Below are 20,086 nucleotides of genomic sequence, written 5' to 3' on the forward strand. Positions count from 1 at the left end.
GTCATTGTAGGACGATGCACCGCCACTGACCGGATCCGATCATTGACCGATGCGTGCGCGCAGCGCCGGAATCACCGCCGGCGGCACCAGCTTTTCCAGGGGTGCACCGAGCGCGGCCAGCTCGCGCACGAGCGAGGACGACAGATGGGCGTACTGCGGCGAGGGCGCCAGCATCACCGTGTCGAGCTCGGCATACAGATCGCGATTCATCACCGCCATCTGCTTTTCATAGTCGAAATCACCGACGGTGCGCACACCACGCACGAGCACGGTGACGCCGTTCTCCCGGGCGAAATCGACCACCAGACCGGAAAAGCCTTTCACATCGACATTGTGCAAATCGCGGACGACCTCGCGGATCAGCGCGCAGCGTTCGTCGAGATTGAACCGTGGATTCTTCGCCGGATTGAGTCCGACGGCGACGATCAGGCGCGGGAACATGCGCGCAGCGCGCTGGATGATGTCATAGTGCCCGTAGGTGATCGGGTCGAAAGTGCCGCTGTACGCAGCCGTGATCATGACAACCCCCGTGGTTCAGCACGCATGGTAGCAGCAGCGTACCGCCGCATGCGCCGGTCGTTTCACTTCTTTTGCTCGACCGGATGGCGATAGGTGACGAGCCCGAAACCGACCTGCCCGGCCTGCTTTTCGCGCAGCCACTCGAAGCGCTCGGGCAACTCCGGCCGCTTGCGCGCTGGCCATTCGAGGAAAATCCGATTGCTCGGATGCAGCACCTTGGGCAGTTCATCGAGCGCCTTGCCGAGCAGATCCGACTCGAACGGCGGGTCGAGGAAAACGACGTGATAGCGATGCCAGGTCTGCTGCAGGAAATAGATCGCATCCATCATCACGACATCGGTGTGCTGCGCTTTGAGCGCGAGCAGCGCGGCCTTGATGCGTGTGCACTGGCGCGACCCTTGTTCGACGAACGTACAGTGTGCGGCACCGCGCGACAGCGCCTCGATGCCCATCGCGCCGCTGCCGGCGAACAAGTCGAGACAGCGCGCCCCCTCGATGACCGGTGCCAGCCAGTCGAACACGGTCTGGCGCACGCGATCCGGTGTTGCGCGCACGCCGTCGCGGGCGTCGAAATCAATGATACGCGAGCGCCATTGCCCGCCGATGACGCGCAGCTTGCCTTCCGTCCGGGTTGCCATGGCGCCGACTTTATCCGCACGGCATGCGCCGTCAACCCCGGAGGCGCAATGGCAGACGCGGCATACGCATCACAGATGCGCTCGTGCACGCGGCCTGCGGCAACCGCCGCCAGCGATCAGCCCGTGCCGCCGACCGTGATGCCGTCGATGCGCAAGCTCGGCTGGCCGACACCCACCGGCACGCTCTGACCATCCTTGCCGCAGATGCCGATCCCGGCGTCGAGCTTGAGATCGTTGCCGACCATCGACACGCGCGCGAGTACCTCGGGACCGTTGCCGATCAGTGTCGCCCCCTTGACCGGGCGCGTGATGCGGCCGTGCTCGATGAGATAGGCCTCGGAGGTCGAGAACACGAAATTGCCGCTGGTGATGTCCACCTGGCCGCCGCCGAAGTTGACCGCGTACAGCCCGTTGTCGACCGAGGCGATGATCTCCTGCGGATCGTGTGCGCCCGGCAGCATGTAGGTGTTGGTCATGCGCGGCATCGGCAAGGCGGCGTAAGACTCGCGGCGACCGTTGCCGGTGGATTCAACGCCCATCAGGCGTGCGTTGAGTTTGTCCTGCAGGTAGCCGCGCAGGATGCCGTTCTCGATCAGCACCGTGCACCGGGTCGGCGTTCCCTCGTCGTCGAGAGTCAGAGAGCCGCGGCGGCCCGGCAGGGTACCGTCATCGACGATCGTGCACAGCGTCGAGGCCACACGCTCACCGATACGGCCGGAGAACGCCGAGGTGCCGCGACGGTTGAAATCGCCCTCAAGACCGTGCCCGACGGCCTCGTGCAGCAGCACGCCCGGCCAGCCCGGGCCGAGCACGACGGTCAAGGTGCCGGCCGGTGCCGGCACCGCCTCGAGCTGGACCAGCGCCATGCGGACGGCCTCGCGGGCCAGGCGTTCGGGCGTATCACCGCCGAAAAAATCCATGTACGACCCGCGGCCGCCGGCACCGGCATGCCCTTGTTCGCGGCGCCCGTGGTGCTCGACGATCACACTGACATCCATGCGCACGAGCGGGCGGATATCGGCCGCGAACGTGCCATCGCTGGATACGATCAGCACCGTCTCGGCATGGGCGGCGAGCGCGACATTGACCTGGATCACGCGCGTGTCGGCATCGCGCGCCGCGCGATCGGCGCGGTGCAGGAGCTCGAGCTTGGCCGGCACTTCGAGCGTATGCAGCGGATCGATCGCCGGATACAAAGACCGCACCGCGACCGCGTGGCGCGCCTGCACCCGCCCCTGGCTGCCGTGACGCACGATCGCACCAGCCGCCTGCGCAGCGTCGATCAGCGCCGGCAACTCGAGCGCGTCCGAATACGCAAGCCCCTGCTTCTCCCCGGCACAGGCACGCACCCCCACACCCTGTTCGACGTGATGCGAACCGGACTTGACCAATCCGTCCTCGAACGCCCAGGTCTCGGTCAGCGCTTGCTGGAAATACAGATCGGCCGCGTCCACGCCCGGCTTCATCAGCCGCCCGAGCACGCGATCGAGAGCGTGTTCATCCAGGCCAGCGGGTTCGAGCAAGGTGCGGCGTGCGAGCGCGAGCGTATCGGTCATCGGGCAAAGTGAATGTGGGGTGAAATGGCCCAGGGGCAGCTTAATCGAATGCGCAGCCTCAAAACGCGCTACAGGCGACGGTGGTCGAGGACCGGAAAGCTGCGGCGGTATTGCCGGCGCGCCTGCGCATCGAGCACCGCCACCGCCAATCCCGGCGTGTCCGCACAGCTTGCGATCACGTGCCCCCAGGGTTCGACGATGCAGCTATGCCCCCAGGTGCGCCGGCCGCCGGCATGCGTCCCGCACTGGTTGGACGCCAGCACGTGGCACAGGTTCTCGACCGCACGCGCGCGCAGCAACACCTCCCAGTGCGCCTGCCCGGTACGCGCCGTGAATGCCGAGGGCACGCACAGCACCTCGGCACCTTGTGCGACCAGGCGGCGATACAGCTCGGGAAAGCGCAGATCGTAACAAACGGACAATCCCAACCGTCCGATGGGCGTATCGACGACCACCGGATTCGGTGCGCCCGGGGCGATCGTTGCCGATTCGCGGTAACTTTCGGGTGCGGGAGTATCGCCATCACCCGCCTCGGCCGTGGCGCCCGGCAGCTCGACATCGAACAGGTGGATCTTGTCGTAGCGCGCGATACGCTCGCCCCGCGCGTTCCAGACTCCGCAGCTGGCATAGACGTGTCCGGGATCGCCCGGCACTCTGAGCGGAATCGTGCCGCCGACGATCCACAGACCGAGCGCACGTGCGCTCTGCGCGAGAAAATCCTGGATCGGCCCGTCTCCCTCGGCCTCGGCGATGGCCAGCTTGTCGGTCTCCCGCGCCCCCATCAGCGCGAAGTTTTCCGGCAGCACGGCCAGGCACGCCCCGGCCTCGGCTGCCGCGCGCAGCAGGCGTGCAGCCGCTTCGAGGTTGGCATCGCGCTCGGCGCCGGAGGTCATCTGGATCACGGCGGCCCGCATGGTGCTGTCGTTCATCGGATCTCGCTCAGAATCTGTGTCTCGAGGCGCTCGACCTTGGGATTGTCCCACGGTCCGCTGATGTGATAGCTGAACTGGCTGACCTGATCGAGCGGCTTGTCGAGCAGCTCCTGCGCCAGCAGCACCAGCGCCCCCACCGCCGGACCACCGACCAATGCCGCACCCAAGGTCACGCCGGAAGAAAGATCGGGATAAACGGTGACCCGCTGATCGTAATCGCGCGCGAGCAGCCCTACCCGGCCGCGGATGTCCATCCGCAGCGAAGGTCCATCGATAGTCAGATCGTCGGTTGTCGCATCACCGCCGGCGAGCGTGAACCGACCCTTGATGCCGTCGAAAGCCAGGCCGCGGCCGACAACGTCGTCGAAATCGAGCGTCAGCCGCCGCGGCAAGGCGTAGAAGTTGATCAGGCCGAGGACGCGGCTCGCACCGGGGCGCACCGCGCGCAACTGACCGTTGGCGGCCTCGACGTCGATCGTGCCGGCGGCCATTTCCCAGCGTATGCCCTCGGATGCCGGCAGCCAGCGCAGCTCGCCGTTGAAACGGGCGCGCTCGGCCGCGAGATTGGGCGCATACCCCAGGGCGGCGAGCAGGGCATCGATCCGGCGAATCTCGGACGTAAAACGCAGCTCACCCGACGAGCGCCCGCCAATCCGCCGCCAGGCACCACTGGCCGCCAGGTCCACCGCCCCGCCGCCGATCTGCAGGCGTTGCAAAACCTGGCCTCCCGGCACCTGCGCGGTGACGAGCTCGGCGCGACCGAGTGCGACCTCTCCGATGATCAGCCGTTCGCAAACCGCATCCACCGTCGGCCAAGACGCCGGTTCAAGCGGTGACGCTGTCGTGGCTTGTGCGGTCTGCTCCGGCGGGGAGTCGTCATCTGTCGATGCAGGCAGGGCATCGGCCTGCAGGTGATCGAGCTCGACGCGCAGATGGTTGGCATCGCCGGCCTGCCAGTGCACCCGGCCGAGCGCACCCTCACCGGCGAGATCGATCAACCAGCCATCGGCCGTCGGCCGGTAGCGCAAGCGCGAGGGGCGCAGCGCATACCCTTTCCACACCAGACTGTCGACGTCGAGGTCGATCGCATCCAGGTGCAGGGATTCCCCAGCCGCGCCGTCGCCGCGCGCACCCACGAGCAGCGGCAGCCACGCGGCCGGCTCAAAACGCCCGATCCGCCCATCGAGCACGAAGCCGCCGACACGCGCGGGCGGCGCCTCGTCGCGACCCAGCCGGGCCGACAACCCTGCGATGCGTGCGGGCGACTCGGCATCCGGCGCGATTGCGACGCTGACGCCGAGCCGTCCGGCGTAGCCGACATCGACCCGCATCGGCGTCCCGCCGGTGATGCGCACCCGAACCGGCGCGGCGGCGTCCATCGTTTTCCCCAGCGGCGCCGGCAGCTCGATGGCGGTGCCGACCAGATCCGAGCTGAGCGTGAGCGCGGCATCGCCGTCACGTAGCGGCAGCGCCAGTTCCCAGACGCTTTGTCCCTGCAGCGCCGGCCGCAGAAAACCGGGCAGGAACTGCGCCGCACCACTGCCATCGGCGCGCGGCGCAAACGGGAAACGGCCACGCACGACCCCGTAGGTCCCCTCCTGGGCATCGATGCGCAGGGTAAGCGGCAGATCCTCGAACTGACCGTGCAGTGCCTCGGCGGTGACCCCATGCTCGGTGAAAGCCAGAGTGCCGCGCAAACCGGTGACCGGGGAAAGATTCGCATAGCGCAGCTCGCCGTCGGCGATCGCAACGCTACCTTGCACGGACACCGGCTGGGCATGATCGAGCGGGATGCGCAGCGTCAGATCAACGCGCGCAGCCCCGCGCGCCTGGGTGTAGTCGAGCAGGCCGCGGAGCGGCTTGCGCAACGGCGAGTCGCGCAGAAAATCGTAATGGCGCGCCAGATCGCCCTCGACCGTGCCCGCCACCGTGAGCAGATGTTCGTGAAAATCGTCGAAGCGCACCTCGGCACCGACGATGCGGCTACTGCCGATGCGCCCCGCATCCGCGGTGATCACGAGGCTATTACCCCGGAACAGCAGGTGGGCGCGCAAGCCCGTGATGCGCGGCCAGTCCGGCGCGTAGTTAAGCACGGTATCGGCTGTGTCGATGTCCAGCCGCCACTCCCCGGTCGGCCGGGTATCGAAGGGAAAGTCGGCGAGTGGACCGCGGATGCGCAGCTCCGCGCGCGGGATGCGGGCACCGACGATGCCCCGCGCCAGCCAGGTCTTGAGGCCATCGGACCAATGCCGCGGCATGTACCGCCGGGCATCGAGCGCGTTCTCGCCTGCAAAGTCCATGGCCAGATCGAGCACGGGCGATGCACCCTCGGCCTGCGGCAGCCGCAGCTCGAAACGCCCGCTGCCGGCCAGGCTCGCAAGCCGCCATCCAAACGCCTCGCTGCCGATACGCCAGCCGTCGCCAGCGCGCGCCCAGCGCAGTTCGGCATCGACCGCATCGAAAGCAAGCGGTTCCTCCAGCGTCGCCGGCAGCTCGACCACCAGCGGGGCCTGGACCAGATGCAGCCGCCCGCCGCTTTCGTCGGCACTGAACTCGCCTTGGACACCGGCCAGGCCAACCCTGGAGTCGGCGCGCAGTGCAAGGCCGGACAGCCGGGCACGCGCCGACCAGCGCGCACCCTGCGCACCATCGCGCCAGCGCAGCACCAACCCCTCGACCACACCGCCGGTGCGCGCCAGCTTCTGCACCCAGTCGGGCGCATGGCGCCAGATCCCGCTCCACGGCGAAAGCCGGGTCAGATCGATACGGTCGGCGTCAACGTCGTAGGCGGATACGCCATCGGCATTCGCGTACCGCACACTGCCCCGCAGCAGGGATTCACCGTCGAAATCGAGCTCGGTGACATCGATGTGCCAACCCTGTGGGGTACGCGTGTAATCAAAGACCGCGGCGCTGCGCAGCGCGCTCGACAGCACGCCGGCGCGGGCCAACACGAGAGCACCCGTGTTGAGCTCGACATGCGCGTGGGCGATGTGTCCGCGCTCGATCTCCCCGCTGATGTGCGCTTCCAGTTCCTGGGCGAGGATCTGCGTGCCGGGCAGCAGATATGGCCGCAACCAGCCCTGCGGCCGCAATCCCTGGATGTTCGCCTCGAAACGCCCTCTCCAGCTGCTGAACTGCGCCACCGCGCCGTCGATCCGGGCTTCGATGGTGAACACGCCCCCGCGGTCGGCGGGCAGTCGCAGCTCACCGGCGAGCTCAAAGCCGCTGGCGGTCTTGTCCAGATCGAGCGCTTCGATGCGCACGTTCAGCGGAGTTGGGCCGAACGCGTGATGGGCAATGCGCAGTTCGCTGCCTTCGATGGCCACGTGCTCGAAGCGCTCGAGACCGTCCAGCCACTGCTCGTGGGCGGCGGCTTGCTGGGTCTCGCCCGGTTCGAAGCCGGCGATCCGCAGACGGCCCTGTGCGTCGACCTCGGCGGTCACGCGTATACCGGAGATTTCCAGATGCGACGGCAGAAACTCGCCGGCGAGCAGGCGGCGCAGACCGATCCCGAGGCTCAGCCGTTCAAGGCGCAATTCCTCGCTGCCATCGGTGCTGTAGAGCGTGATGTCATTGAGCTCGAGGCGGGGGGCAAGCCCGCGCCAGGCAAGACTGATCCCCCCGATCTGCACCGGCCGACCGGCGACGCCGCTGACCCAATCCGCGAGCTGCTCGCGATAACTCGGCACGGTGAGCACGGCGAGCTGGAATGCACCGCTTAGGACCGCACCGGCGATGACCACAAGGGCGATCAGCGAAACCCCCCAGGTCCACCAACGACGTTTGACGCGCTCCATCGACGGCTGTCCGGGTGATTCGAGAAAAGCAGCAGAAAGGGAATGACGGGTGCGCTATTGTCACGCCAGGGCGATCTGGACGGTAGGTGCTGCGTTCAAAGCGGCACCACGTCGAAGGTCTCCTGGCCGTATGCCGACTCGGCCTGCAGGCGAATCGGACGGTTGAGCGCGGCCTCAAGATCGGCGAGCCCGAGCGACTGCTCCTCGACCAGGCGCTGGATCACGTTGGCTGCGGCCAGTACCAGAAACCCTTTGGCCTCGAACTGGCGCGATGCGCGCTGGATCTCGCGCATGATTTCGTGACAGACGGTCTCGACGGTCTTGATCATGCCGCTACCGGCGCAGGTCGGGCACGGCTCGCACAGAATGTGGCCGAGCGACTCGCGCGTGCGCTTGCGTGTCATCTCGACCAGGCCAAGCGGCGAAAAGGGGTACACCTGTGTCCGCGCATGATCCGCGGCCAGGGCGCGTTCCAAGGTTCGCAGCACCTGGGCACGATGATCCTCGGACTTCATGTCGATGAAATCGATGATGATGATGCCGCCGAGATTGCGTAGCCGCAGTTGGCGCGCGATCGCCTGTGCCGCCTCGAGGTTGGTCTTGAGCACCGTCTCCTCGAGCGTGCGGTGCCCGGTATAGGCGCCGGTGTTGACGTCGATGGTCGTCATCGCCTCGGTCTGGTCGATGACCAGATGCCCGCCGGATTTGAGCTCGACCCGGCGCTTGAGTGCGCGGTCGATGTCGTCTTCGACGCCGTACAAATCGAAGATCGGGGCCGGACCCTCGTACAACTCGATCAGAGGTGCCGCCTGCGGCACGAACAGTTGCGCGAATTGTTTCACGCGCCGGCATTCCTCGGCATTGTCGATGCGCACGCGCTCGACGTCGGTCCCGAGCAGATCGCGCAGGATGCGCATCGACAGCGGCAGATCGCCGTGCACGAGCGTGCCGGGCTTGGCAACTGCCGCCTTGTCGCTGATCGCCTTCCACAGGCGCAGCAGGAAAGCGACGTCGTCCTCCAGCGCCTTGGCATCGGCGCCCTCGGCGGCAGTGCGCGCGATGAGGCCGTATTGTGGAACCATGCGCTGCCGAAGCTCATCGAGGATGGACTTGAGCCGCTCACGCTCGGTTTCATCCTCGATGCGCGCCGATACGCCGACGTGTTTCTCGTGCGGCAGCAACACCAGATAGCGCGACGGGATCGACAGCAAGGTGGTCAGGCGCGCGCCCTTGGTCCCGAGAGGATCCTTGAGCACCTGCACGAGCACCTGCTGACCCTCGTGGAGCAACTGGGTGATGCTCGGTTGGATCTCGCCGTTGGGCGTCAGCGGCACCATGTCGGCGACGTGCAGGAACGCAGTGCGCGCCAGGCCGATCTCGACGAAGGCCGCCTGCATGCCCGGCAGCACGCGCTGTACCGTGCCCTTGTAGATATTGCCGGTCAGGCCGTGGCGCGAGGCGCGCTGCACGTGGATCTCCTGCGCAGCGCCGCCCTCGACCAGCGCGACACGGGTTTCCTGTGGACCGATGTTGACCAGGATTTCCGTGCTCATCGGGCAGATCCGGCCCTCGAAACGTTCGGCGCCAGCACATCGATCCCGAACTCGCGCAGCAGCGCGCAGGTCTCGTACAGCGGCAAACCGACGACACCGCTATAGCTGCCGCGGATCTCGCGGACGAAAACCGCGCCCAGACCCTGGATGCCGTAGGCACCCGCCTTGTCGGCCGGCTCGCCGCTGGCCCAGTAGGCCTCGGCCTGCTCCGGCGCGATCGGCCCCATCCATACCTGGGTGACCGACACGCGCACTGCCTCACGGTTTTGGTGCACCAGCGCCACGGCCGAATACACCTCGTGTGGGCGATCGGACAGCTGCTGCAGCAGCTCGAGCGCATGCGCCCGCGAAACCGGCTTGCCGAGAATCCGGCCGTCAAGAACGACGTCGGTATCGGCGCCGAGTACCGGCAGATCGGCCCCACTGCGCGCGGCTCCGGCCCGGGCTTTTGCGAGCGCGATACGCCCGGCATAGTCGGCCGGCGGCTCGCCGGGACGCGCGATCTCCACGACGTCGGCCGGACACACCCGGAACCTGAGGCCAAGCTGGGCCAGCAAGGCCTGCCGGCGCGGCGACTGCGACGCGAGCACTAATTGCACGTCTTGTACGTCCACCCAGACTCCCGATCGGGGAAATTTTTACTGATGGTGATCGGCCGACCACACTCTGGGCTAGAGTGGAATCCCTGCCAGCGGAGCCCGATCATGACGACCCCTGCCGAGCATCCTAGCCTGAACGTCCGCAACCGCGTCTCCCCCGAGGAATGGGCAATGCGCGTCAACCTCGCAGCAGCCTACCGGCTCGTCGCCCATTTCGGGTGGGATGATCTCGTGTTCACCCACATTTCCGCCCGCGTACCGGGCTCGGAGCACCATTTCCTGATCAATCCCTATGGCTGGCTGTTCGACGAGATCACGGCATCGAGCCTGGTCAAAGTCGATCTCGACGGGCGCAAGGTCATGGATTCGCCTTACGACATCAACCCGGCCGGCTTCACCATCCACAGCGCCATCCACGCCGCCCGCGCCGACGCGCACTGCGTCATGCACACGCACTCGCTCAACGGTGTCGCGGTATCGGCACAAAAACACGGTCTGCTGCCGATCTCCCAGCAGGCGACACTGGTCCTCGCCTCCCTCGCCTACCACGACTATGAAGGCATCGCCCTGCGCGACGACGAAAAACCGCGGCTGGTCGCCGATCTCGGCGACAAGACCTTTCTGATGCTGCGTAACCACGGCCTGCTGACCGTGGGCGCAACACCGGCGGATGCGTTCCTGGCGATGTACGTCTTCGAGGCCGCCTGCATGATCCAGATCCGCGCCCTGTCTGGCGGTGGCGAGCTGATCGCCGTAGACCCGCAAATCGTCGCCGGAGTCCGGCAAGCCGCCGCGATGGTCACGCGCGGCCTTGGTGGTCAGCTCGCCTGGCCGGGTCTGCTGCGCCGGCTCGACCGCATCGATCCTTCATACAAAACCTGATCCCCCGATCACGACTCCCCGCGCGCCACACCTGCATCGGGCGCTGGTGCGGGCTCGCGCGGCGGCAGGAAGAACGCGCGCGGCTCGCGCCAGAACCGGTTTACGACTTCGCGCACCAGCGCCCGGCGGTCGCCCAGCGACACCTTCTGTGCACGCAGCGCAACGAAGAAAGCCAGACTGAAACTGACGAACAAGTTGATCAATCCAATCCCCACGACACCCACGATGGCCATGGCCACCGTCCCCGGCGCCACCGCCCCTTCGAGTGCGACGATCGAATAACCAAGGAAGGCCGACGAGAAGGTGACGTGACGGATGTCAATCGGCAAACCGAGGATGAAACCCAAAGTGCCGGCCGAACCAAGCATGCAACCGAAGAAGAAGTTGCCGGCCAAGCCACCGAGATTATTCTCGACATAGCGTGCCAGGCGCTCGCTGCGCGCACGTCCCAGCAGACGCGTCAGCCAGCGCAGCTGCAGGATGCGTTGGGGAATGCGGTTGTAAACCGCCTTGTTATCGAAGTATCCGGAAATCAAACCCGCCAGGAACAAAAACACGCCGGCAATCGCGGCATGCAGCCAGGCCAGGCTCTGCACGGGATGCTGATCCAAAAGCAGCTTCTCGGCAGTCTGGCGATCGAGATAATGGGCGCCGGTATTGAGATAAATCGCAGTGGCAATCAAGACCGGTAACACGAAGGCCGGCACGACATTGCCGACGATGGCCACGAACTGGCTGCGCAGCGTGCGCACGATCAGATCGGCGCCGATCTGGATGCGCGCACTACGGTTCTCGGCCGCGGCCAGACAGGATGCAAGATACGAAGCCGTCATCGCCGGCTGCTTGGTCGCGATCGTAAAGTGCAGCAGATAGATCAGCACGAAACCGAGCCCATAGTTCAGGCTGTAAAGCAGTGCCGCGACAATGGGGGCGTGGGGTTCACTTCCCAGCGCGATCTTGATCATCGCCATCAATGGCACGATCATGCCGGCCCCCAGCGCCGAGCGCAGCATCTCGAAATACTCCTTGCGCGTCGTCGTTACGTAGTGTTCGCCGGCCTTGCCGGCGTTTTGCGTGATACGCGTGGCCAGGAGCTCCACCGTGCGCCGCCACAACTCGCCGATGCTGTGGCGCGTGTTCTCGGCGCGTACCACCTGCTTGAAGAAGCGCACGCGCAACACGTTGAGCTCATGCACGGGACGTTCCTCGAGCAATTCGAGCAGGAGCTTTAAGCGCTCGATGTTCTGCGTCAGCCGCACGAGCAGAACCGTAAGGCTCACGCTGGCGCCGGTCTGCGCCGCCTGCTTGCGCACCTTGGCGACGATTTCCTCGCACTGATCGAGCAGCACCAATAAGTGCCGATCGTCGATCTGGGGCGCGCGCTTCTCGGCGAACGCGCGCTGGCGTTCATCGATAAACGAACGCATTTCGACGTTCTGCGTCAGAAATGGGGATTCATAGCGCTCGATGTCCGGATAGTTGCGGACCAGCTCTGGTTCCAGACCGAGCGCAGCGATGCGATACGAGACGATCAGCAGCGCTTCGAGGATTTGCAGCGGCATGCGCGCACCCTGCACCGTGCCGGCAGCGCTCCAGTCCAGCGCGTCGAGAAAGGCGACCCAGTCGGCGTCGCTGATGCCTTCGACCCAGCAATAATCATCGTCGCGCGTAAACAGCAGGCTGACGACATCCTTGAGCTGGGCCGGATCGAGCGCCTCCGGCAACAAGCGGCCCTGCCAGAAACGCCGCCACAGGCCACCGAAAAAACTCTCGCCGGTGAGGATGCCGGAATCGCTGAGCAAACGCAGTGGCTGTTTTTCGAAAATCAACCACAACAGGGCGTTACGCACCGCTGCGCGCGCTGCCGCATCCTCGCGCATACGCTCGGTCAGCATGCGCAGCCGATCACAGGCCTCATCGAGACGGCGCAAGCGGCGTGGCCGCAACCATGTAACGAGCGCAGCGATCGCGGCGAGACGCTCGGCATCATCCGGCGCGTTAGCCTGCAAACGGACCAGTGCAGCGTCGAGCGCGCGCCGCGTGCGCTCGGAGGACGACAGGGACCATAACCGGTTCAGCGGCATTTCAACTCCTAAATCTGTACAACGGGTCTGGACAATACCTAGGGACATCCGTATCGATCGGCGCCCGGCGACCCATGCCCGGATCCTGGACCCGCCTGCGCCCCCATATCCGCGCCACCGCAACAAAACCGACGGTGGGAACAGACGACCTGCCGGCACGGCGCGATCAGTGTCGCATTGGCCATGGGCGTTCAAACAGTGTTGGGCAAAAGCCTATCTGGGGTCGGCTTACGCGACCGCCGCACCGTGCGAAAAGAGCCATCGTGGCCAAGTGCTTGGATTTGCGCCAAGCTTTGCCTTTCATCCCCGGCTTATGCACAAGCCATCATAGCCCTGATTCACCGGATGGACACAAGGGGTTGGGGTTGACGGTGATGCCGACCACAAGATATGGTCCGCAGACTGCCACCGCTGCCTTGAGCGCAGCACCCGTGGCAGGGTTGTTTCCAGAAAATTCCGCTTAAACGGGGAGCCCGAAAAATGCAGACCGAATCCATGGTTGCTCCGCCCGAATCCCGCCGCCCAGCCCCGGCACCGACCCCCGCAAGCACTGCCGAGCTTGCCGCCACCGCGCCCGGCGCGGTGAGGGTCATCCGCCGCAACGGCAAGGTCACGGCTTTCGATGCGTCCAAAATCCAGATCGCGATGACCAAGGCCTTCCTCGCCGTCGAGGGGGCCGGCGCGGCCGCATCGACGGCCATCCGCCAGAAAGTCGAAGCCCTGACCCAACAGGTGGTGCAGGCGCTCACCCGCCACATGAGCGGCGGCGGCACCTTGCACATCGAGGACATCCAGGATCAGGTGGAGCTCGCCTTGATGCGCGCCGGCGAACACAAGGTCGCGCGCGCCTACGTGCTGTACCGCGAAGAACGGGCCAAGCAGCGCGCCGCCGCGGCCGCCGCCCAGCCGGCCAGCGAGAAACCGCGCCTGTCGATTACCCGCGACGACGGCGCCATTGTCCCGCTCGACGAGGCCCGCATGCGCCGGCTCGTCACCGAAGCCTGCGCGGGCTTGAGTGGCGTGAACGTCGATGAGATCGTCACGGCGGCCTTGCGCGACCTCTACGACGGCATGCCGGAAGCCGAGCTGTCGCAGGCCCTGATGCTGTCGGCGCGCGCGCGCATCGAGAAGGAGCCCAACTACACCTACGTCTCGGCGCGCCTGCTCCTCGATGCCCTGCGCCACGAGGCGCTCAAGTTCCTGGGCATGAGCGAGACTCGCCCGACCTTCGAGGAGATGAAGGCGCTGTATCCCGAATATTTCCGAGCCTACATCCACAAAGCGGTCGAGCTCGAACTTCTCGACCCTCGGCTTGCGCTCTACGACCTCGACAGGCTCGGTCGCGCGCTGATCGCCGAGCGCGACGGCAAGTTCGACTACCTCGGCCTGCAGACGCTCTACGACCGCTACTTCATTCACAGCAACAAGACGCGCTTCGAGCTGCCGCAGGCGTTCTTCATGCGCGTCGCGATGGGGCTTGCCATCAACGAGGTCGAGCGCGAAACCAAGGCGATCGAATTCTACGAGCTGCTCTCCTCGTTCGATTTCATGAGCAGCACGCCGACACTGTTCAACTCCGGCACGCTGCGTCCGCAGTTGTCGAGCTGCTATCTCACCCAGGTGCCGGACGATCTGCACGGTATCTTCGGCGCCATCCACGACAACGCCATGCTCTCCAAGTATGCCGGGGGCCTGGGCAACGACTGGACGCCGGTGCGCGGCATGGGCTCCCACATCAAGGGGACCAACGGCAAATCCAATGGCGTCGTGCCGTTTCTCAAAGTGGCCAACGACACCGCCGTGGCCGTCAACCAGGGCGGCAAGCGCAAGGGCGCGGTCTGCGCGTATCTCGAAACCTGGCACCGCGACATCGAGGAATTCTTGGAGCTGCGCAAGAACACCGGCGACGATCGCCGCCGCACGCACGACATGAACACCGCCAACTGGGTGCCGGACCTGTTCATGAAGCGCGTGATGGAAGACGGCCAGTGGACGCTGTTCTCGCCCGACGAGACGCCGGATCTGCACGACCTGGTCGGGACCGCCTTCGAGAGGCGTTACGTCGAGTATGAGCGGCTCGCCGACGAGGGGCGGATCAAGAACTTCAAGCGCCTGCCCGCCGTCCAGCTCTGGCGCAAGATGCTCTCCATGCTGTTCGAAACCGGGCACCCCTGGATCACGTTCAAGGACCCGTGCAACCTACGCTCACCCCAGCAGCACGCCGGTGTGGTGCACAGCTCCAATCTCTGCACCGAGATCACACTCAACACCAAGGCCGGCTCCGAGATCGCGGTCTGCAACCTGGGGTCCATCAATCTGCCGGCGCACATCACCGCGGACGGCCAGCTCGACCTCGCCAAGCTGGAAAAAACGGTGACGACGGCGATGCGCATGCTCGACAACGTCATCGACTACAACTATTACGCGGTCGCCGCGGCGCGCAACTCCAACCTGCGCCACCGCCCGGTGGGCCTGGGCGTGATGGGCTTTGCCGATGCGCTGTACAAACTGCGCCTGCCGTACGAATCGGACGCCGCGATCCAGTTCGCCGACGAGTCGATGGAAGCGATCAGCTATTTCGCGATCAAGGCATCGACGGATCTCGCCGCCGAACGTGGCCGTTACTCGAGCTTCGAGGGCTCGCTGTGGAGCAAAGGGATTTTGCCGATCGACTCGATCAAAATCCTCGCCGAGCAGCGGGGCGGCTATCTCAAGCAGGACACGAGCACCTCCGGCAAATTCGACTGGGACGCCCTGCGCCAGCGCGTGATGACCGTGGGCATGCGCAACTCCAACACGATGGCGATCGCACCGACCGCCACCATCGCCAACATCACCGGCGTCTCCCAATCGATCGAACCCACCTACCAGAACCTCTACGTGAAATCGAACCTCTCGGGCGAATTCACCGTGGTCAACGAGTATCTGGTCAACGATCTCAAAAAGCTCGGACTGTGGGACGAGGTCATGGTCCACGATCTCAAGTACTTCGATGGCTCCGTGCAGCACATCGACCGCATCCCGGATGAGCTCAAGGCGCTCTACAAGTGCGCCTTCGAGATCGACCCCAAACGCCTGGTCGATGCGGCCAGCCGCCGTCAGAAGTGGATCGACCAGGCCCAGAGCCTCAACCTCTACATGCGCGAGCCCTCGGGCAAGAAGCTCGACGAGCTCTACAAGCACGCCTGGATCTCGGGGCTCAAGACCACGTATTACCTGCGCACCCTGGGCGCCACCCACGCCGAGAAAACCACGATCAGCGATCACCGCCTCAATGCCGTCAGCAACGCGGCCGGTCACGGTGCCGCGACCAAAGCCGCCGCCAAGCCGAAAACACCGGAACCGATCATCGCTCCGCCGGTGGCGGTCGCATCGGCAACCGACGTCGGCGCCGCCAAGGTCTGCTCGATCCTCGACCCGGACTGCGAAGCCTGCCAGTAAGCCCCGCAGCGACTGGCGCGGAAGGCCTTGAACACCTTCCGCGCTGGCAGCTGGGCGCTGTGCACAAAGCCTTGGACAAGGCCGTGCGCAGGCTGTGCGCCGCACCCCCGCAAAGCCTGTGCATAACCGCCGGACAAGCGGTGTGAATCACTATATGTTGCGGTGTCCCACCTGGACAATCACAAGCTATCGTGTTTCCTCTTGACGTTCTGCGCGCACAGGCGCACGCTTGGGGGCACGCTCGGCCCGGTGTGACGCCCGTGGCGTCCACCCCGTCCGAACCGCACTGAACAACAACCCGACACCGCGCGCGGACATTGCATCCGCGTGTTCGAACTCGAAATCAAGGAGCCAGACTCATGCTGACCTGGGACGACACCCCGAGCACCACGGTCGAACCGACCTCGACGGCGGGCGCGCGCAAACCGCATCCCGCTGTCGTCGAACGTGCGGTGCATGGCTCGGGACCCGCCATCGCCGGCGCCACCGGCCTCGAGGATCTGGAAATGGGCGCCCGCCGCATCCACGTGGACGACAAGAGAATCATCAACTGCCGGGCGGACTTAAACCAGCTCGTCCCGTTCAAGTACAAGTGGGCCTGGGAGAAATACCTCGCCGCCTGCAACAACCACTGGATGCCGCAGGAAATCGCGATGACCACGGACATCGCCCAGTGGCAAGACCCCAAGGGGTTCACCGAGGACGAGCGCATCATCATCAAGCGCGCGCTGGGCTTTTTCTCCACCGCCGATAGCCTGGTCGCCAACAACCTGGTGCTGGCCGTGTATCGCCACCTCACCAACCCGGAATGCCGCCAGTACCTGCTGCGCCAGGCCTTCGAGGAAGCGATCCACACCCACGCCTACCAGTACATCATCGAGAGCCTCGGCATGGACGAAGCCGAGGTCTTCAACATGTACCGGGAAATTCCGTCCATCCACGACAAGGCGGCATGGAGCCTGCCCTATACCCAGAGCCTCGCCGACCCCAACTTCCACACCGGCACGCCGGAAGCGGACCGGCGCCTGCTGCGCGATCTCGTCGCGTTCTACGTCGTGTTCGAGGGCATTTTCTTCTACGTCGGCTTCGTGCAGCTTTTGAGCTTCGGCCGCCGTAACCGCCTGCCGGGAGCCACCGAGCAGATCCAGTACATCATGCGCGATGAGGCCATGCACATGAACTTTGGCATCGACGTGATCAACCAGATCAAGCTCGAAAATCCGCACCTGTGGACCGCCGACTTCCAGGAAGAAGCGCGCACCATGATCCATGAGGCGACCCAACTGGAGATCCGCTACGCCCACGACACCATGCCGCGTGGCGTGCTGGGCCTAAATGCCGCCATGTTCAACGAATACATGGCTTTCATCGCCAACCGCCGCTGCGCCCAGATCGGCGTCAAAGAGATCTATCCCGGAGCCAGCAATCCGTTCCCGTGGATGAGCGAGGTTCTGGATCTGAAGAAAGAAAAGAACTTCTTCGAAGCACGCGTGACCGAATATCAGACCGGCGGTGCCCTGAGCTGGGACTGATCGCACTGATCACTGCCGGCACGGTCGAGCCGAGACGGCCGGCAGCAACCACTGCGGACTTATGGCCGCATCGCCCGGCCCGGCCCCATGAAAAACCCCTTGAATCCTCTCGGATTCAAGGGGTTTTGCGTATTGGCTGGGGGACTAGGATTCGAACCTAGACTAGCGGAGTCAGAGTCCGCGGTCCTACCGTTAGACGATCCCCCAAGCGAAAGCCGCGTCGGGAGGCGGTGAGTATACCCCGCCGCCTCCGATAGATCAGCGCTTGGAGTACTGAGTTCCGCGGCGCGCCTTGTGGAAACCGACTTTCTTGCGCTCGACCTCGCGCGCGTCCCGGGTGACGAGACCGGCGGCGCGCAGGGGCTTGCGCAGGTTCTCGTCATAATCGATCAGCGCGCGGGTGATGCCGTGACGGATCGCGCCGGCCTGGCCGGAGGGCCCGCCGCCGGCCACCGTGACCATGATATCAAAGCGGCCGACCGACTCGGTGACTTCGAGCGGCTGGCGCACCAGCATGCGCGAAGTCTCGCGGCCAAAATACGCCTCGACGCTCTTGCCGTTGATCGTGATCGTGCCCTTGCCGGGCTTGAGGAACACACGCGCCGTCGCGGTCTTGCGGCGACCCGTGCCGTACTTGTAATCGATGGTCTTGGCCATGGGACGGGATCCGGGAATTAGAGAGTGAGGGCTTTCGGCTGCTGTGCGGCATGCGGGTGCGTGGGCCCCGCGTAGACTTTCAGCTTGCGGAACTGGGCATAGCCCAGCGGCCCCTTGGGCAGCATGCCCTTGACCGCCTTCTCGATCACGCGCTCGGGATGCCGGGCGAGCACCTCATCCAGATTCTGCACGCGAAGCCCACCCGGATACTCGGTGTGCCGGTAGTAGAGCTTGTCCTGACGTTTGTTGCCCGTGACCCGCACCTTCTCGGCGTTGATGACGACGATGTAGTCGCCCGTATCGGCATTCGGGGTGTACTCGGGCTTGTGCTTGCCGCGCAGGCGGAAGGCGATTTCGCTCGCCAGCCGGCCCAGCGTCTTGTCCGTTGCGTCAATGACGTACCAATCACGCTTGACGGTCTCGGACTTCGCGAAGACGGTCTTCATCGGTCCTGTCCTATGTCGGCCCCTTGGGGGCTGGTTATCGTTCGGTTGGCCGGCCATGGCCGGCCAACTTCGAAAGGCCGCGGATTCTAGCCGCGCCTGCCCGCTGGTGCAAGCACAGGGGTCGGGGCATGCGGCCGACCTGCCGCCACGCGAAACCGCAAGCACCAGCCCCATTCCCGGTGTGCGAGCCGCCCGCGTTATCCCGAACCAGGCCGATGTGCGCGCAGCACGAAATAAAGGCCAGCATAGATGCGCGGCTCGATCAGCCGGCCGGCATCGCGCTGACGCTCCAGCCAAGCATCGATCTCGGTGAGCGGCACGACATGCACCTGGATATCCTCGTGCCCGACGCCGCCGCCGGCATGGACGCGCTCGAGGTCGTGCACCCGTACCAGATGCAGGATTTCTGAAGTAAGGCCAGCCGCCACCGGGCCGGACATGAGCAGTTCGGCGCGACGGCCGCGATAGCCGGTCTCCTCCTCGAGCTCGCGTAGCGCCGAGTCGAACAGGGTCTCGTCCCGCAGATGTGCCTCGTCGCCGATCATGCCGGCCGGCAGCTCGATCGTACGCGCGCGCAAAGGCACGCGGTATTGCTCGACCAACACCAGCTCCTGGTGCGGCGTGATCGCGACGATGAACACGGCGCCCGTGCTATTGGTGCGGGCGACGTACTCCCAGTGCCCATCGCGCAGCAGGCGCAGGAAATCACCGGTATGCAATTCCTGAATCGCGCTCATCGGATTGCGCTCCTCGTCATACGGCGTGGCCAGGGGGTCGATGCGACGCGGGCACCACTGCCCTGCGCCAGCAGCGGGCACAGAGCGTCGAGCAGACCCGGAGCCGCCGCAGCAAATGCAAACGGCGGGTTGAGCACGAGCAAGCCGCAGGCATGCATCTGCCCGATGCTGGGCGCGCCGGTGTCGAGCTGCAAATCGAGCGCTTCGACGTCCACCATGGCGCGCATGCGCCGCAACCAGCGTTCGGTCTGCCAGCGATTCTTGTACGGGTACCACAGCGCATAAACACCGTGGCCGAAGCGGCGCAGCGCCGTCATGGTGAAGTCGGTGATGGCGTCGAACTCATCGGCACGCTCAAACGGCGGATCGACCAATACAAGGCCGCGCCTCTGCCGTGGCGGCAACAGCGCCACCGCCTCATAGCCATCGCGCAGGTGCACGCTCGCCCGCGCATCGCCGGCCAGAGCCGTGCGCAACAGATTGGCCGTAGCGGGGACTTGTTCGCAGACGAGGATACGGTCTTGCGCGCGCGCAAGCTGCAGCGCCAGCAGCGGGGAGCCGGGATACCGCCGCAGTGGGCCATCGCCGTTGACGGCCCGCACCAGATCGAGATACTGTGTCGTGTCCCGGCTGATTGGTAACACGTCTGTTGAACAGTTCGGGGTGTGATCGCTGCCATTGTTTCATGGCCTGGATGGGGCTGACATGCC

General features: G+C 65.3%; 14 protein-coding genes, 1 tRNA gene and 1 pseudogene. 3 read left to right on the forward strand and 13 right to left on the reverse strand.

Features of this window, described 5'->3' with window-relative positions; all coding sequences use genetic code 11:
* Positions 1-39: 39 nt before the first annotated feature.
* The 7 genes from coaD to BMZ48_RS11675 form a co-directional block, all read right to left on the reverse strand.
* On the reverse strand, positions 40-519 hold the full coding sequence (coaD, locus tag BMZ48_RS11645) for a pantetheine-phosphate adenylyltransferase (protein WP_091535467.1): 480 nt from the start codon (positions 517-519) through the stop codon (positions 40-42).
* A 62-nt stretch (positions 520-581) separates the two neighbouring features.
* Positions 582-1,157, reverse strand: coding sequence for a 16S rRNA (guanine(966)-N(2))-methyltransferase RsmD (gene rsmD, locus BMZ48_RS11650; protein ID WP_091535468.1), 576 nt, complete (start codon positions 1,155-1,157; stop codon positions 582-584).
* A 116-nt stretch (positions 1,158-1,273) separates the two neighbouring features.
* Entirely contained in the window at positions 1,274-2,713 is a 1,440-nt protein-coding gene (gene tldD / locus BMZ48_RS11655; protein WP_091535480.1) for a metalloprotease TldD, read from the reverse strand.
* A gap of 68 nt (positions 2,714-2,781) precedes the next feature.
* On the reverse strand, positions 2,782-3,642 hold the full coding sequence (locus BMZ48_RS11660; RefSeq protein ID WP_091535482.1) for a carbon-nitrogen hydrolase family protein: 861 nt from the start codon (positions 3,640-3,642) through the stop codon (positions 2,782-2,784).
* Positions 3,639-7,445: a YhdP family protein gene (locus tag BMZ48_RS11665; RefSeq protein WP_091535484.1), complete on the reverse strand. Its 3,807-nt coding sequence runs from the start codon at positions 7,443-7,445 to the stop codon at positions 3,639-3,641. Before BMZ48_RS11665 ends, BMZ48_RS11660 begins: the two co-directional genes overlap by 4 nt.
* 95 nt (positions 7,446-7,540) lie before the next feature.
* Complete coding sequence (gene rng, locus BMZ48_RS11670) at positions 7,541-8,998, reverse strand: ribonuclease G (RefSeq protein WP_091535486.1); 1,458 nt, start codon at positions 8,996-8,998, stop codon at positions 7,541-7,543.
* The gene (locus BMZ48_RS11675) at positions 8,995-9,597 is read right to left on the reverse strand and encodes a Maf family protein (protein ID WP_200769613.1); all 603 of its coding nucleotides are present in this window, start codon (positions 9,595-9,597) and stop codon (positions 8,995-8,997) included. The genes rng and BMZ48_RS11675 overlap by 4 nt, the downstream gene beginning before the upstream one ends.
* Positions 9,598-9,702: 105 nt before the next feature.
* Here BMZ48_RS11675 and BMZ48_RS11680 point away from each other — a divergent pair, with 105 nt between their 5' ends.
* Entirely contained in the window at positions 9,703-10,479 is a 777-nt protein-coding gene (locus BMZ48_RS11680; protein ID WP_091535492.1) for a class II aldolase/adducin family protein, read from the forward strand.
* A gap of 8 nt (positions 10,480-10,487) precedes the next feature.
* On the opposite strand, the gene BMZ48_RS11685 is transcribed toward BMZ48_RS11680, so the two are convergent.
* Complete coding sequence (locus tag BMZ48_RS11685) at positions 10,488-12,563, reverse strand: site-specific recombinase (protein WP_091535494.1); 2,076 nt, start codon at positions 12,561-12,563, stop codon at positions 10,488-10,490.
* Between the two features lie 480 nt (positions 12,564-13,043).
* Here BMZ48_RS11685 and BMZ48_RS11690 point away from each other — a divergent pair, with 480 nt between their 5' ends.
* Positions 13,044-16,004 carry a ribonucleoside-diphosphate reductase subunit alpha gene (locus BMZ48_RS11690; RefSeq protein WP_091535495.1) on the forward strand — a complete coding sequence of 987 codons (2,961 nt, stop codon included), beginning with the start codon at positions 13,044-13,046 and terminating at the stop codon, positions 16,002-16,004.
* 356 nt (positions 16,005-16,360) lie between these two features.
* Positions 16,361-17,536, forward strand: a pseudogene (locus BMZ48_RS11695) (ribonucleotide-diphosphate reductase subunit beta); the annotation flags it as partial.
* A gap of 133 nt (positions 17,537-17,669) precedes the next feature.
* Here BMZ48_RS11695 and BMZ48_RS11700 read toward each other — a convergent pair.
* From BMZ48_RS11700 to rlmJ, 5 genes are all read right to left on the reverse strand, one after another.
* Positions 17,670-17,743, reverse strand: a tRNA-Gln gene (locus tag BMZ48_RS11700).
* A 51-nt stretch (positions 17,744-17,794) separates the two neighbouring features.
* A complete protein-coding gene (rpsI, locus tag BMZ48_RS11705) occupies positions 17,795-18,193 on the reverse strand; it encodes a 30S ribosomal protein S9 (RefSeq protein ID WP_091535497.1) in 399 nt (132 codons plus the stop codon).
* A gap of 17 nt (positions 18,194-18,210) precedes the next feature.
* The gene (rplM, locus tag BMZ48_RS11710) at positions 18,211-18,639 is read right to left on the reverse strand and encodes a 50S ribosomal protein L13 (RefSeq protein ID WP_091535500.1); all 429 of its coding nucleotides are present in this window, start codon (positions 18,637-18,639) and stop codon (positions 18,211-18,213) included.
* A 197-nt stretch (positions 18,640-18,836) separates the two neighbouring features.
* On the reverse strand, positions 18,837-19,376 hold the full coding sequence (locus BMZ48_RS11715) for an NUDIX hydrolase (protein WP_091535501.1): 540 nt from the start codon (positions 19,374-19,376) through the stop codon (positions 18,837-18,839).
* Positions 19,373-20,020, reverse strand: a complete 648-nt coding sequence (gene rlmJ / locus BMZ48_RS11720; RefSeq protein ID WP_091535502.1) for a 23S rRNA (adenine(2030)-N(6))-methyltransferase RlmJ — start codon at positions 20,018-20,020, stop codon at positions 19,373-19,375. The genes BMZ48_RS11715 and rlmJ overlap by 4 nt, the downstream gene beginning before the upstream one ends.
* Positions 20,021-20,086: the final 66 nt, after the last annotated feature.

Source organism: Fontimonas thermophila (assembly GCF_900113085.1).
GTDB classification, from domain to species: Bacteria; Pseudomonadota; Gammaproteobacteria; order Nevskiales; family Nevskiaceae; genus Solimonas; species Solimonas thermophila.